This is a genomic window from Clostridium paraputrificum AGR2156, from assembly GCF_000424025.1.
In the GTDB taxonomy this organism is placed as follows: Bacteria; Bacillota; Clostridia; order Clostridiales; family Clostridiaceae; genus Clostridium; species Clostridium paraputrificum.
This window is the reverse complement of record NZ_AUJC01000004.1, coordinates 48,583-63,295: the sequence shown is the minus strand read 5'-3', so window position 1 is coordinate 63,295 and position 14,713 is coordinate 48,583. Positions and strand designations below refer to the sequence as shown.

Here is a 14,713-nt window from a genome sequence, read left to right as displayed (position 1 = left end):
GATTGTAATTTACTACATCCCTCCTTTTATATAAAATTTCCCCTTTCTACAAATAATAGATTTTAATTAAATAAAACCTATCCCATTATTTACAATTATCTCATTCCACACTTTAGTAATCTTTACAATTTTTATTATTGATTTTATACATTTTAACTTTAAAAAAAGAAATCCAGCAACGCTGGATTTCCACCTTTTTCATGCATAAAATAGCTTTTGTAATAAGAATTAATACAAAATATACTTTATAATATTAAATATATTTATAAAGTTAAGCATAAAAAGCACTATCATAAAGAATTTCTCTGTTTTGCAATCATCCATTTTTTTAGCAATATTACTTCCAGCCATTGCCCCAATAACTCCTCCAATACACATTAAAATTAGAAATATAAAATCAAATTTTGTTATATCCCATGTCAATAATGTAGTTACTAAACTCGTAACTTGAGAAAAGAAAATTATAAACAATGAATTTATAGTGGACTCTTTTGCACTCATAGATAAAAAATAATATAATACCACAATATTTAAAGGACCACCACCAATCCCTAAAAAGGAAGATATTATCCCTAAACTAAGTCCAATTAAAATACAAATATCTCTATTATTTATCTTTAAAGTTCTAATGCTACTTTTATTTTTCATATAAAAGATTATTACAACATTTATAATTAATAATATTATAGATTGAATCACTCCAATTATATTCTCACTAAATATATTATCCCTTATAATATCAAATAGTGCTTTTCCTATTGCTCCACCTAAAGCAGAACCTAATGCTAGATAAATTGTAACACTATAATTAATATTTATCCCGCTTTCATTTTTCTTATTTCTTATTAATGAAGTTATAGTCATTGCTAAAACAGTACAGCCAGATAAAAAGCTTATAGTAGATACACTCATGACACCTATAGAATCTAATATAGGCTTAATTATAACTCCTCCACCTATTCCACTAATAGCTCCAACTAAAGATGACACTAAAGCAACAAAAAAATGAATTATTTTCATTTATATCCTCCTAAGTTTGTAAATAAAATTTTTATACATTCTCAACCACAAATAAAGGAGTATAGTAAATTCATACTCCTTTTAATTGATTTTATCTACCTAAACTTACATAATCATTCTCGTCTTTAGAACTCGCTTGTTTACATTCCTTCTTGTTAACTTTCCACTTCTTTTTTATTGGAATTTCACCTTGTAAAATAATATCCTCAGTAGCATTAAGATGATTTTCTAGCTTTTCTGCTAAAGCATTCTTAATTTCTGATAGCTCCTCATTATCAATAAGGTTATTTCTTTCTCCAATGTCATAATATAAGTCATATAATGCTTCTTTATACTTAACTTGCTTATCCAAATCATTTCTTAATAGATAATCCTTCGAAAGCGATTCATCTATGTTAGATTGATTTATTTTTAAATACTCTTCATCATAGTATCTTATATATTTATATCTTTTTGTCCTTATACAACGGATTGGTTCATATGAAGTATGAAAACTTACTTCTGCAAATATCTCGTCTCTGGTTGGGGCCATTGTATCCTCAAATGACTTAACAAATGATTTTCCTTCTAGATATTCTGGTTTTTCTAATCCTAACAAATCACATATTGTAGGAAATACATCAATATGTGAAACTAAGTTATCAACAACTTGCCCTTTAGTTTTAGAATTTGGAACTCTCATTATTAAACTTACTGCTATTCCACTATCAAATAGGGTACATTTACTAAATGGATTTGCTAATCCATGGTCAGTCGTAAATAGAATTATTGTATCTTCATATAATCCATTATTTTTCAAGCTTTGTATTACCTCTTCAAAGCATCTATCTGCACTCTTTGCACTAGTCATATAACGAGCCTGATCTCTTCTAGTTTCAGGATTGTTAGGTATAGGGTATGGAGGATTTACCATATTCTCATTAATATCTTTATCAATAACATCTGGATATCTTCTATGGGTTGCATACATTCCATAAGAAAGAAAGAATGGCTCCTTCTTATCATAATTATCTAACCACTTAGTTACTTCATGTGCATTTTTACTATCCCAAATTGTTAGATCTTCCTGCCTATAATTGCTGTTATCACAAGTTAAATTTTCCTTATATCCAATCATTTTAGCTCCAGATTCGTGATCCAAATACCAACCTGCTTCATGTTGAATTCCAGATAATACTGTACGATATCCATGATTATTTAAAAAATTAACTAAATGCTTACTGTAATCTATGGAAAATCCTCGTTGTGCAAGACCTAACATACCACTTTGATGTGGATATGTACTTGTAAGCAATGCTGCTCTCGATGGAGAGCATGTAGGGGATGCACAATAACTTTGAGTAAACAAAGTAGCATCCTCTGCAAATTTTTTTATATTTGGTGTAGGTACATCATAACCATAGGGTGATAATATTCTCCCTGAATCATGTGTATGTATATATAAAATGTTCATTTTTTTGCTCCTTCCACTATTACATATTTACTTCTACTTTTAGATTTAGATATTTATCATATAATGTAGCTCCTCCTTTGTTAAAAAGAAACATGAAACCACAAAAAATACTTAATCCATTAACTATTATTTGAACACTTCCAAAAAAGTTACTAACACTTAAATTTAAAAAATCTATTAAATTTAAATGATTAGGATTTAATATTCCTCCTAATAGGAAAATCACTAATCCTTGTCTTACAAATATTTTAAGATGAGAAACTGAATTGTTATCTTTACTAGTAAGTTCTAAATGCATAATTGTTTTACCTATAGTTCTTCCTTTATTAAATAATGGTACAACTACTATTGCTACTATAGATACAAAAATAGCTATAATATCATACAATAATCTAAAATCCTTCGGTAACTCATTTAAAACTATGTAGTTTATACCAAGTCTAATGTTGATTGCATAAAATGATACTACACTTGTCGTTAAAATAATTATTAAACAATCTATTATATAGGCAATTATTCTTGTAAACTTACTTTTCTTTGCATTTAATACCTTACTCATCTTAAAATCCTCCTACTTTACTTCTACAATCTCTTTTTCACCACATTGAACAATCTGATTTTCCTTTAATATCTTAAAGTCAACATTCTCTTGAGCTAGCACAATGACATCACAAGAAGATACCCTGTCTTTTATTCCTTCAAAGTCAACCTCCATTAATAAATCGCCTTTCTTAACAGTTTGACCTACTTCACAGAATGACTTAAAACCTTCTCCCTTAAGTCTTACTGTATCCAATCCAATATGAATTAAAATATCTGGACCATCTTCATTTTCAATAGCTATTGCATGAAGTGTTTTAAAAACTAAAGTTACCTTCCCATCTATTGGAGATACTATCTTAGTATCCATTGGTTCTATAGCAAAACCATCTCCTAAATCTCTATTTACAATTACTTCATCTTCTACATTATCTAAACTCTTAAGCTTACCTTTAACAGGAGAAACAAACTTAAGCTTATCTTTTTTAAATATTGAAAACATACTATTTCCTCTTTTCATCATATATAAGGCAAGAATAAACTAGCTATATATAATACTTGCTATCTTATCCATGCCTTTTTTAATATCCTAATTATTTAATGATTCAAGATATTCATCTATTTCTACACGAACTATATTAACTGACGGTCCATAAATAACTTGAAGATTCTTTCCTCTTACTAATGTATTATGGGCACCTGTTTCTTTTAATGAATCTAAGTTTACATCAGCAATTTTCTTTATGTTAACTCTAAGCCTAGTTGCACAGTTATCTATATCTTCTATATTCTTAATTCCACCTAAAGCTTCAATAATAGCTTTTGCTTGTCCACTCTTGTAAGCAGTTTTTAATGATGATTCTGCTTCTTCATTATCATCTTCACGTCCTGGTGTTTTTGCATCTAATTTAGCTATTAAGAATCTATATATAAAATAACTAGCTATTGCAAATGGAATACCTAAAATTATTATCCATACAAATCCTGTCTTTGCATTACCTTGAAATACACCAAATAATAAAAATTCAATTAATCCTGCTGAGAATGTTGAACCAATTGTTACCCCTGTTACTGCGCAAGCTACGAAACCTAATGCAAATATCAATGCTTCAGCTATAAATAGTATTGGATTTGCAAATAATAGTGCAAATGAAATTGGCTCTGTAACACCTGTTATAAAACAAGTTAATGCTAAAGATAATAAAAATCCAAGAGTTTTCTTACGTCTCTTCTTATCTGGAATTGCATGATACATCGCTAAACAAATAGCTGGCATTGTAAATAACATGTGTATATAACGTCCGCTGTTATAAAGTGCGATATTTCCGAAGAAATGTGTTGTGTTAGGATCTGCTAATTGAGCTAAGAATATATTTTGCCATCCTTCTATCATTACTCCACCAACTTCAGCAACACCACCTGCTGCTGTAGTCCAGAACGGTAAATAGAATACGTGATGTAATCCGCAAACATATAAAGTTCTTAACATTAATCCATAAATAAAAGATCCAAATACACCTAATTGTGAAGCTAATTGACCAAATGCTGCTATTGCATTACCTATTGCTGGCCATACAAAGAACATGATAACACCAAATATTCCACCAACTACTGTTGTAATTATAGGAACACTTCTTGAACCACCAAAGAATGATAAAACTTCAGGTAACTTTAACTTATAAAATCTATTGTGTACCCATGATGTATATAGACCTGCTAGTACACCACCAAAAACTCCCATCTGAAGTGTCATAATACCAAATTGAGCCCCTTGTCCAAGTGATTTTGGATCTACCCCTTGCCCAGGTAGTTGATTAGTAACCTTTAATAAAGCATTAATAGTAGTGATTAGTACAAAATAACCTACAACAGCTGCTAAGCCTGCTGTTCCCTTATCAGTCTTAGCCAGACCTACTGCTATACCTACTGCAAATATAAGTGGTAGTGCATCGAATACACTTTTACCAATAGCATTTAGAATTTGCAGAAAAGCTTGTAACCCTGTGTTTGCAAGTATTGGATATGCTTCAAGAACAGAAGCATTGGTCAAGGCAGCTGCTACTCCTAAAAATAAACCTGTAACTGGTAAAATTGCAATTGGTAGTAATATTGCCTTACCTAATTTTTGCGCTAGTCCAAAAGATTTGTTTACTAAACTATTCTCTTTGATACTCATAATGAACCTCCTAAGTAATTTTATAAAAATTAATATTTTATCTCTTTACCCATATAGGTGATGACCATGCTACTGATCCATCTGTACAATAAACCTTTGTCAAGTAATATGAATCATTATCAAAATCTAACATAACTTCTTTATCAATTTTATAAGCTATTTCTGGCTTAGCTTTCATAAGTCTAACCTTATATGCATTGTGATAGAATGGATCACTTCTATAATAATCATCAAATCCAAATCTTTCTTTTGCTAAAGCTTTTGCTTCATCTAAGAATACTATAAGACTTGTATTATCTAATAACTCTCTTACGCTTTTTTCAAATTTTTGTCCATCTACTTCTAAAATAACTTTGGAATTAATATCAGCTTCTATTTCAAAAACAAAGCCTTCTGTTGTTACTGGTGATGGTCCCATCCATTTACCTGACTGAGTAGTTTTTCTTGTTGTAAGACCAAATTTACATGAATTATCACCTACTTCATTAATCCATTGTCCTCTTGATGTCCAACATTTTTCTATTGAACATATTTTTCCTGATGTATTTAGCTTTCCAATCCATTCTTTCTTCTGTATATCTGGATAAATCTTTAAGTCAGGTCCCCATCCAAATTCAACCTTGAATTTAAATTTCACCATACCATCTAATTCTTCATTCATCCATTTTTCACCATGATTATATGTAAAATGAGGCTTTCCATTTTTGTAAATTACAATTCTATCAATAGCTTCTTGTGTTTCTACTTTTATATGATGCTTTAATTTGTCCTCAACAGTTTGGAATTCACTCCCCATAACGTTTTCATTGATTTCATAAAGAAGCTCAACTCTTCCACTTGTCATTCCATAAACTCTTCTTTTTAATATAGCATCCCATATACTTTCAGGAGTATTATTTTCTGCTAAAACCCCAGCAAATCCGTGTCCATACTGTGCTGCAACAACATGGTTATCTCCTGAAGCAATTATCCCTACCTTGTTTCCTTTCTTTAGTCCATCAAATACAGAAGTTCCTCCTGTTCTTGGTCCCATATGTATATGACGACTCATATGAATATCTGTATCTCCACTTTCCGAAGAGCCATGAGATGAATATATCTCAGCAAATGGTGAAAACTCTTCTATATGAGTTTCCCAATTCTTCCCCCTATGAGATAAGCTATATGCTAAATGATGTGGAATTGCAATTGCATCTTTTTCTTTTAGTTCTTCATATAATTGACTATATCTCATAGGATTTACTAATGGTCCTTCATTCTTAAAAAACACATTGTGATCCCCGTCTAATCCTGCACCTTGCCATTCATAACCATTAAATATTGGAAAATCTTTATTCTCCTTATTCTTCATCTTTACAAATTCATTAATCTTTTTCCAATCTTCTTGAACCTTATCCATGGTATGAATATCTTCTAGGAAAATCCCTGTTTCATCTTTTCTCAAATAATATGGATAATATGCTATAGGCCAAAAATCTAACATTTCCTTTGCTTGTTCATACCATTCTTCTAGTTGATTCATTTGTTCATGATGAATATTTGTATGAAAATCTGTAATCAAATATTTGTACTTCATAAAATCCCTCCTTCTATCTTGTTATCTCAATTGTAAACAATTGCTTTTCAAATGTCAATACATTTAGATATAATATGTTTACATTATCTATTTTCCCAATAGAATAAACTTCTTTTTTCTTTATACCCATTTATGGCATCACAGAATTTTTGGGTAGTTATATGTGGTCTAGTTATAGCATTTCCAACAACTACACTATAAGCCCCATGATATAAAGATATTATTGCTTCTTCTGGTGTACTTATCTTGCTTTCCATAATAACTTTCCCTATTTTCTTTTCATTGCAAAGCTGGACTAACCTACAAAGCAATTCAAAATCTGGTTTTGATGTACTCTTATAATTCTTATCAAATCTACATAGTGTTGGCGCTATCATATCTGCGCCTTCCTCTAAGGCTATGTTCGCATCATCAACATTTCGTATATCCGCTAAAATTGGGACTTCAGGAAATTCACTTTTTATTTCTTTAATTATTTCATAAGCGTATTTCTCTTCACTAACTAATCTATTAGTAGCATCTACAGCTATAATATCTGCTCCTGCTTTTATACACTCTCTTACATACTTCATACCAGGAGTTATAAATACATCATACTTTTCATTAAACACCTTCCATAAACCTATTATAGGAATTGTACTTATTTTTTTTATTTTTCTAATATCATTTGGGGTATCTAATCTTAATGCTATTGCTCCGCCCCAAATAGCTGCTTTTGCCATATGAATGGTGTAATCATCCCAATAATGAGGATCTGTTTCCTTTGCCTGACAAGATACAATCAAACCTCCTTTTATTCTTTCTATTAGCTTTCTTTTACTCTCCATATAAATTCTCCTTTACTTTCATTTTAAATGTAAACACAAATACAATTATATGATAACACATTCGTTTTTAATTGTATTTGATTTTTTTTAAATTTAATGTATACTAATATATGAATACTTTTATATGAATACTTTTAGAGAGGTTTTAAATGAAAGGTAAAAAGAAAAGAATTGCTCAATATAAGCAGATTGAAAAAGATATATTAGATAAGATTCAAACTGGATACTTTAAACAGAACGACATGATTCCAACTGAACTTGAACTTTCAAAAACATATAATGTATCAAGAGTTACAGTTAGAAGAGCTACTGATAACTTAGTTGCTCAAGGGTTATTATATAGAACTGCTGGTGTAGGAACATTTGTCAATCATAATCCGGCTACTCAAAAAATAGCTACCTTAAAGAGTTTTACTGAAGAAATGGAAGAATTGGGACTTAAGGCTTACACAAAAATAAATAGCTTTTCTATAATTGAAGCAGACTCAAAAATAGCTCGTATGATTGGAGTTAAGCCAAACGATATGATTTACTATATTGAAAGAATTAGATATGGTAATGATGATATCTTTGTTTTTGAAAAGACTTATATGTCCGTCGAAGACAATCCTGATATATCTATTAGGGTTTTAGAGGAGTCAAAATATTATTATTTTGAACATGTAAGAAATAAAAAAATAGATTATAGTTATCATCAAACATATCCTATAATGCCACCAAAGAGCATTGCAGAATTATTTAATCTTGATGATAATACGCCAATAATAAAGATTGGAAATACAACTTACCTAGAAGATGGTAGTATTTTAGATTATACAGAACTATATCTAAACTCACCTAAATATCAATTAAACTATATACGTACTAGATAAGATATAGAGAGAATATAAAATAGTCTGTGTAAACTTTAGAAGTAATGTAATAAAAAATCTAACTTGAAATATTTTGATTTTGATGTTCCAATAAATAAAAAAACTCATTAAAGAGCAGCAAAATCTTCCATCAAAATCTTTTTATCCTAATAGTATTTATAAATCATATTAATTATATGTTTTTCTAAATTAAATAATAAATATATATACTTGATGCTTTTTTCTTATAAAAAAATCCACGATATTTCAGTCATGGATTCATTGGCGGATTCAAAGCATTACCATAACTCTACAAAAACTTTATTATCCTATTATCAAACCCTATCACTCTTTTTATCTTCTTATTTTAATCCAAAAAAAGAAATCCAGCAATCACTGGATTTCCTCTTAATCTCCACTACCTATTCAAATATCCCAATATCTTTTCTACAGTAAGCTCCCATAAAATCAACAAGCTCAACATTTCTATAAGCTTCTTCCCTAGCTTCCTCTAAAGTCTTACCTGTACCAATTACAGAAAGAACTCTTCCTCCACTAGTCTTTAAAACTCCCTTTTCAAGCTTTGCTCCTGCTAAAAAGACATTATCCTTTATACTTTCATCTATTGTAATTGGGAATCCTTTTGGAAAGTCTCCTGGATATCCACTAGATGCAAGAACTACGTTTATACAAACTTCATCCTTCCACTCTACTTGAATTTCATTTAATCTTTCATCCATGGCAGCCTCAATAACTTCATATAAGTCACTTTCCATTAAATGAAGCACTGATTGAGTTTCTGGATCACCCATTCTAACATTGTACTCTAGTAGGTATACTCCCTTTTTAGTTATCATAAGACCAAAGAAAATAATCCCCTTAAAGTCAAAGCCTTCTTCTTGTATTCCCCTTAAAGTATTAGCCATAATGTTATCTTCAAAGTCTCTCATCACTTCACTAGTAACATATGGATTTGGTGCAAGAACTCCCATACCACCAGTATTAGGCCCCTTACCACCATCATATATTTGCTTATGATCTTTAGCGGATATAAATGGGATTATTCTTTTTCCATCACATATAGAAAGGATTGAAGCTTCAACACCTTCTAAGAATTCTTCCACTACTATCTTTTGCCCTGCTCCATTAAAAGCATCATCAATCATAAGGTTTTGCACAGCCTTCATAGCATCTTTTTTGCTTTCGCAAATAACTACACCCTTTCCAGCCGCAAGTCCATCTGCCTTTATAACTATTGGATATTGACAATCATAAAGATATGATAGAGCCTCTTCTGGGTTTGTAAATACTTCATATTCAGCAGTTTTAACTCCATACTTTTTCATAAAGAACTTTGAAAAACTCTTACTTCCTTCAAGTTTTGCACCTTCAAAATCTGGTCCAAAACATCTTAATCCTTCTGCCTTAAACTTATCAGTTATTCCTTTAGTAAGAGGGTCCTCAGGTCCAACCACTGTTAGATGTATATCATTATTTTTTGCAAACTCTACTAATTTATCTATATCTGTTATATTGATATTTTCACATTTATTTTCTAAAGCTGTTCCACCATTCCCTGGTGCTACATATATTTTATCTACCTTTGGACTTTGTGCAAGCTTCCAAGCAATAGCATGTTCTCTTCCACCTGACCCAACTAATAATAACTTCATATTTATCCTCCCAAAAACTATTAATTCTTCACTAATTAGTGTTTGAAGTGCCTTAGCCCTGTAAATACCATAGCTATTCCATGTTCATTACATGCATCTATTGATTCTTTGTCTCTTAATGACCCACCTGGTTGAATTATAGCCTTAATTCCAGCTTTAGCTGCTTGATCTACTACATCTCTAAATGGGAAGAATGCATCTGAAGCTAAAATTGTAGCTCCTTTACCTCTCTTTAATGCATCTTCTGTTGGCCAAATTCTATTAACTTGTCCTCCACCAATTCCTAGTGCAATTCCATCATGTGCTACCACTATAGCATTAGACTTAACATACTTAACTACCTTCATACCAAAGATTAAATCCTTCATTTCTTCTTCAGTAGGAGCCTTTTCTGTAACAACCTTTATTTCCTCAATTAACTTTTTATCTTCTTCTTGAACTAAGATACCACCATCAACTGTAACCATGTATCTTTCATCCTTTGGAGTGTTATGCATTCTAAGAACTCTTAAATTCTTCTTAGTTTTTAATACTTCTAAAGCATCTTCGTCATATTCTGGAGCTGCTATTACTTCTAAGAATATTTTAACCATTTCTTCAGCAGTTTTCTTATCTACTTTTCTATTAAAAGCAACTATTCCACCAAAGATTGATGTTGGGTCAACTTCGTAAGCCTTCATATATGCTTCATAAGCATCCTTACCAGTTGCAACACCACATGGAGTATTATGCTTTAATGCACAACAAGTCGGTTCATCAAATTCATTTGCACATTTCCAAGCAATATCCATATCCTTAAAATTGTTGTATGATAACTCTTTACCATTTAATACATCAAATGTGTTCATAGCACCTTCTACTGTTGTGGATTCATAGAAAGCTGCACTTTGATGAGAGTTTTCTCCATATCTTAATCCTTGCTTTTTCTTAAATGAAACTGATAGATATTCTGGATATTCTTCAACTCCTTCTAACATAAAGTTAGCAATAGCAGCATCATATGCTCCCATTAAGTTAAATACTTTACCAGCTAATCTCTTCTTTGTATTGTAAGAAACTTCACCTTCTGCCTCTATTTCTTCCATTACCTTACCATAGTCATTCTTATCTGAAATTACAACTACGTCTTGGAAATTCTTAGCTGCTGCTCTTAACATTGTTGGGCCACCAATATCAATAAACTCAACCTTTTCTTCAAATGTCAAGTCTTCTTTAACCTTTTCAAAGAATGGATACAAATTAACTACAACGTAATCTATTGTGTTTATGTTTCTTTCCTTTAAAGTGTTCATATGTTCTTCATTATCTCTTATCGCCAAGATTCCTGCATGAACTAATGGATGTAATGTTTTTACTCTTCCATCTAACATTTCTGGGAAGTTAGTAACTTCATTTACTTCAATAACATTAACTCCATTTTCCTTTAAATGTTTGTAAGTTCCACCAGTTGAAAGAATTTCAACTCCTCTTTTTTCTAAAAACTTAGCAAATTCTAATACGCCATCTTTGTAAAATACGCTAATTAACGCTCTCTTTTTCATTAACTTGGCCTCCAATTTAATAAATTTTACTTCTTCCATCTATAACATTAACTTTACCTTCTGAAATCAACTTTATTGCTTTTGGTAATAACAGGTGTTCTTTTACTAATATTCTTTTTTGAAGATCTTCCGCACTATCTTCAAAATATACTGGTACAGCTTCTTGTAAAATAATTGCTCCCCCATCTACTTCATTATTTACAAAATGAACTGTACAGCCAGAAACTTTAACTCCCTTCTTAATTGCAGCCTCATGTACATGAAGTCCATACATTTTAGGGCCACAAAATGAAGGTATTAAGGAAGGATGTATATTAATGATCCTATTTTTAAACTTATCTAAAATTTCCCCATCCAGTATTGATAAATAGCCTGCAAGGACTATTAAATCTACCTTTCCTTCTGTTAATTCTAAAATTCTATTTGATTGATTTTCCCCATATTCCTTCTTGCTAACTACGTATGTATCTATTCCTGCTTTCTTTGCTCTCTCTAAGGCATAGACACCATCTTTACTACTTATGACCATTTCTACTTTGCAGTCTAATTCCCCAACTTTAACTGCATCTATTATGGACTGAAGGTTTGTTCCTCCCCCTGATACAAGAACTGCTATCTTAAACAAATACCTTCACCTCCAGAGGTTACATGACCAATTACATAAGCCTTTTCTCCCATTTCTATAAGAGCTTTTGTTACTGATTCAGCATCCTCTTTTTTAACACATAAAACAAATCCGATGCCCATATTAAATGTGTTATACATATGGTCTTTATCAACTCCAAGTTCAACCATTCTATCAAAAATAGCTGGTATTGGGTAACTACCCTTGTTAATAACAGCTGTTAACTCTCTGCCATTAAACATCCTTGGAACATTTTCTATAAATCCTCCACCAGTTACATGAGCCATTCCTTTAATTTCAAAGCTTTCCATAAGCTTTAAAACTGGTTTAACATAAATCTTAGTTGGAGTAATTAATGTTTTCCAAACTTCTTCTCCATTAAATTCTTCATCTAAGTTTGTAAATAGCTTTCTAACTAAAGAAAAACCATTTGAATGAATTCCTGAAGCTGCTATCCCCACTAAAGCATCTCCATCTTCAATTTTTGAACCATCTATTATTTCGTCCTTATCTGCTATCCCCACAGCAAATCCTGCTATATCATAGTCCCCCTCTTTATAGAAACCTGGCATTTCTGCTGTTTCTCCACCTACTAAAGCGCAATCTGATTGAATGCATCCTTCTGATACACCTTTAACTAAATCTGCAGCTACTTCTGCTTCAAGCTTTCCACAAGCTATATAATCTAAGAAAAATAGTGGCTTTGCTCCATGACAAAGAATATCATTAACACACATTGCAACACAGTCAATTCCAACTGTATCATATTTTTTCTTTTTGCAAGCTATATCAAGCTTTGTTCCAACTCCATCAGTTCCAGAAACTAAAACTGGTTTCTTGTACCCTTCTGGAAGTTCAACCATTCCTGCAAAGCTTCCAAGACCATTTAAAACATAATTACTCATTGTTCTTGCTGCATAGTCTTTTATAAGCTTAACTGATTTATAACCTTCTTCTATATTAACCCCTGATTCTTTGTAAGTTATCATTTTCTCTCCACTACCTTTCAAGATGATCTTTTGAAGTTTCTATTGGTGTTGATACTGGATATACTCCATTAAAGCACCCAACACAGAATCCTTCTTTACCTTTAAATGTGTTATACATTCCATCCATGCTTAAGTATCCTAATGAATCTGCCCCTATCATATCTGCCATTTCTTCTATAGAATGATTTGCACCTATAAGTTCACTTCTATATGGAGTATCAATTCCAAAATAACAAGGGAACTTAACCACTGGTGATGCTACAAGGAAATGTACTTCTTTAGCTCCAGCTTTTCTTAAAGAATCAACTAAATGCTTTGAAGTAGTTCCTCTAACTATTGAGTCATCTATTAAGATAACTCTTTTACCTTTTACATTTACCTTTAAAGGATTTAACTTAACTGCTACAGCCTTTTCTCGTATTTCTTGAGAAGGTGTAATAAATGTTCTTCCTACATATCTATTCTTTACAAAGGCTGTGTCATATGGAATTCCTGATGCTCTTGCATACCCTATAGCTGCTGGTATACCTGAATCTGGTACTGCTGATACTATATCTGCTTCTATAGGATGTTCTCTATATAACTCTTCTCCAGCCTTAACTCTTGTTACTTGAACATCTAGACCATCAATTATTGAATCAGGTCTTGCAAAGTAGATGTATTCAAAGGCACAAGTTTGACATAATGTGTTTTCAGAGTATTTTATAGATCTTATTCCATTTTCATCAATAACTACAACTTCCCCTGGTTCAACATCTCTAACAAATTCAGCTCCTACTGCATCTAAAGCACAACTTTCTGATGACATTACATATGCATCATCAACCTTACCTATACAAAGAGGTCTTATACCATGTGGATCTCTAGCTCCAATAAGCTTATCCTTTGTTGCTATAACCATAGCAAAGCTTCCTCTAACAGCCTGTATAGCATCCACAACAGCTCTTTCAATACCTCTCTTAGCACCTCTTGCTATTAATGTTGCTATAACCTCTGAATCAATTGTTGTATGGAATACATGACCACCATCTTCTAATAAATCTCTTATAACATCTGCATTAACAAGGTTACCATTATGAGCCATTGCTATAGGACCAAGCTTTGATGATGCTAAAAGTGGTTGTGCATTTTCTACCTTAGTTGAGCCTGTTGTTGAATATCTAACATGTCCAATTGCTATATACCCCTTTAATTTGTTTAAGTCATCCTTTGTAAAAGCTTCAGTTATTAAACCTAAACCCTTATGAATGTCTACTTCTTCACCATTTCCTACTGCAATACCTGCAGATTCTTGTCCTCTATGTTGAAGAGCATATAATCCATAGTAGGTCATACCTGCTACATCCATAGGTGAGTTTGAGTATACCCCAAACACACCACACTCATCTTTAAATTTATCCAGACTTGGATCTAGTATTAATTGAAAGTCAGCTTTTTTCATC

The 14,713-nt window shown here is 31.6% G+C and carries 13 protein-coding genes; 1 reads left to right on the top strand and 12 read right to left on the bottom strand.

The window, feature by feature from the left end; all coding sequences use genetic code 11:
* Positions 1 to 228: 228 nt before the first annotated feature.
* The 7 genes from G594_RS0103665 to G594_RS0103635 form a co-directional block, all read right to left on the bottom strand.
* A complete protein-coding gene (locus tag G594_RS0103665; protein ID WP_027097325.1) occupies positions 229 to 1,020 on the bottom strand; it encodes a sulfite exporter TauE/SafE family protein in 792 nt (263 codons plus the stop codon).
* A gap of 91 nt (positions 1,021 to 1,111) precedes the next feature.
* Positions 1,112 to 2,473, bottom strand: a complete 1,362-nt coding sequence (locus G594_RS0103660) for a sulfatase family protein (RefSeq protein ID WP_027097324.1) — start codon at positions 2,471 to 2,473, stop codon at positions 1,112 to 1,114.
* A gap of 19 nt (positions 2,474 to 2,492) precedes the next feature.
* Complete coding sequence (locus G594_RS0103655) at positions 2,493 to 3,032, bottom strand: RDD family protein (RefSeq protein ID WP_027097323.1); 540 nt, start codon at positions 3,030 to 3,032, stop codon at positions 2,493 to 2,495.
* Between the two features lie 12 nt (positions 3,033 to 3,044).
* The gene (locus G594_RS18280) at positions 3,045 to 3,515 is read right to left on the bottom strand and encodes a PTS sugar transporter subunit IIA (protein WP_034865867.1); all 471 of its coding nucleotides are present in this window, start codon (positions 3,513 to 3,515) and stop codon (positions 3,045 to 3,047) included.
* A gap of 87 nt (positions 3,516 to 3,602) precedes the next feature.
* Entirely contained in the window at positions 3,603 to 5,189 is a 1,587-nt protein-coding gene (locus G594_RS0103645) for a PTS transporter subunit EIIC (RefSeq protein WP_027097322.1), read from the bottom strand.
* 37 nt (positions 5,190 to 5,226) lie between these two features.
* Positions 5,227 to 6,765 (bottom strand): DUF3604 domain-containing protein, encoded by a 1,539-nt coding sequence (locus tag G594_RS0103640; RefSeq protein ID WP_027097321.1) that lies wholly within the window; start codon positions 6,763 to 6,765, stop codon positions 5,227 to 5,229.
* An 83-nt stretch (positions 6,766 to 6,848) separates the two neighbouring features.
* The gene (locus G594_RS0103635) at positions 6,849 to 7,592 is read right to left on the bottom strand and encodes an N-acetylmannosamine-6-phosphate 2-epimerase (protein ID WP_027097320.1); all 744 of its coding nucleotides are present in this window, start codon (positions 7,590 to 7,592) and stop codon (positions 6,849 to 6,851) included.
* A 149-nt stretch (positions 7,593 to 7,741) separates the two neighbouring features.
* Between G594_RS0103635 and G594_RS0103630 the strand changes: the two genes are divergently transcribed.
* Positions 7,742 to 8,464 (top strand): GntR family transcriptional regulator, encoded by a 723-nt coding sequence (locus G594_RS0103630; RefSeq protein ID WP_027097319.1) that lies wholly within the window; start codon positions 7,742 to 7,744, stop codon positions 8,462 to 8,464.
* A 401-nt stretch (positions 8,465 to 8,865) separates the two neighbouring features.
* Here G594_RS0103630 and purD read toward each other — a convergent pair whose 3' ends face one another.
* From purD to purF, 5 genes are read right to left on the bottom strand one after another with little or no spacing between them, the layout of a single operon-like run.
* Positions 8,866 to 10,116 carry a phosphoribosylamine--glycine ligase gene (purD, locus tag G594_RS0103625; protein ID WP_027097318.1) on the bottom strand — a complete coding sequence of 417 codons (1,251 nt, stop codon included), beginning with the start codon at positions 10,114 to 10,116 and terminating at the stop codon, positions 8,866 to 8,868.
* A 35-nt stretch (positions 10,117 to 10,151) separates the two neighbouring features.
* A complete protein-coding gene (purH, locus tag G594_RS0103620) occupies positions 10,152 to 11,657 on the bottom strand; it encodes a bifunctional phosphoribosylaminoimidazolecarboxamide formyltransferase/IMP cyclohydrolase (RefSeq protein WP_027097317.1) in 1,506 nt (501 codons plus the stop codon).
* Positions 11,658 to 11,673: 16 nt separating this feature from the next.
* Positions 11,674 to 12,282 (bottom strand): phosphoribosylglycinamide formyltransferase, encoded by a 609-nt coding sequence (purN, locus tag G594_RS0103615; RefSeq protein ID WP_027097316.1) that lies wholly within the window; start codon positions 12,280 to 12,282, stop codon positions 11,674 to 11,676.
* A complete protein-coding gene (gene purM, locus G594_RS0103610; protein WP_027097315.1) occupies positions 12,270 to 13,271 on the bottom strand; it encodes a phosphoribosylformylglycinamidine cyclo-ligase in 1,002 nt (333 codons plus the stop codon). The genes purN and purM overlap by 13 nt, the downstream gene beginning before the upstream one ends.
* Before the next feature lie 10 nt (positions 13,272 to 13,281).
* Positions 13,282 to 14,712 carry an amidophosphoribosyltransferase gene (gene purF / locus G594_RS0103605; RefSeq protein WP_027097314.1) on the bottom strand — a complete coding sequence of 477 codons (1,431 nt, stop codon included), beginning with the start codon at positions 14,710 to 14,712 and terminating at the stop codon, positions 13,282 to 13,284.
* Position 14,713 lies beyond the last annotated feature (1 nt).

Excerpts from the sequence above, each read along its gene's own strand:
- G594_RS0103655 (WP_027097323.1), bottom strand. The coding sequence starts at position 3,032 with ATGAGTAAGGTATTAAATGCAAAGAAAAGTAAGTTTACAAGAATAATT.
- G594_RS0103660 (WP_027097324.1), bottom strand. The coding sequence starts at position 2,473 with ATGAACATTTTATATATACATACACATGATTCAGGGAGAATATTATCA.
- purD (WP_027097318.1), bottom strand. The coding sequence starts at position 10,116 with ATGAAGTTATTATTAGTTGGGTCAGGTGGAAGAGAACATGCTATTGCT.
- purM (WP_027097315.1), bottom strand. The coding sequence starts at position 13,271 with ATGATAACTTACAAAGAATCAGGGGTTAATATAGAAGAAGGTTATAAA.
- G594_RS0103630 (WP_027097319.1), top strand. The coding sequence starts at position 7,742 with ATGAAAGGTAAAAAGAAAAGAATTGCTCAATATAAGCAGATTGAAAAA.
- purH (WP_027097317.1), bottom strand. The coding sequence starts at position 11,657 with ATGAAAAAGAGAGCGTTAATTAGCGTATTTTACAAAGATGGCGTATTA.
- G594_RS18280 (WP_034865867.1), bottom strand. The coding sequence starts at position 3,515 with ATGTTTTCAATATTTAAAAAAGATAAGCTTAAGTTTGTTTCTCCTGTT.
- G594_RS0103640 (WP_027097321.1), bottom strand. The coding sequence starts at position 6,765 with ATGAAGTACAAATATTTGATTACAGATTTTCATACAAATATTCATCAT.
- G594_RS0103635 (WP_027097320.1), bottom strand. The coding sequence starts at position 7,592 with ATGGAGAGTAAAAGAAAGCTAATAGAAAGAATAAAAGGAGGTTTGATT.
- purF (WP_027097314.1), bottom strand. The coding sequence starts at position 14,712 with ATGAAAAAAGCTGACTTTCAATTAATACTAGATCCAAGTCTGGATAAA.
- G594_RS0103665 (WP_027097325.1), bottom strand. The coding sequence starts at position 1,020 with ATGAAAATAATTCATTTTTTTGTTGCTTTAGTGTCATCTTTAGTTGGA.
- G594_RS0103645 (WP_027097322.1), bottom strand. The coding sequence starts at position 5,189 with ATGAGTATCAAAGAGAATAGTTTAGTAAACAAATCTTTTGGACTAGCG.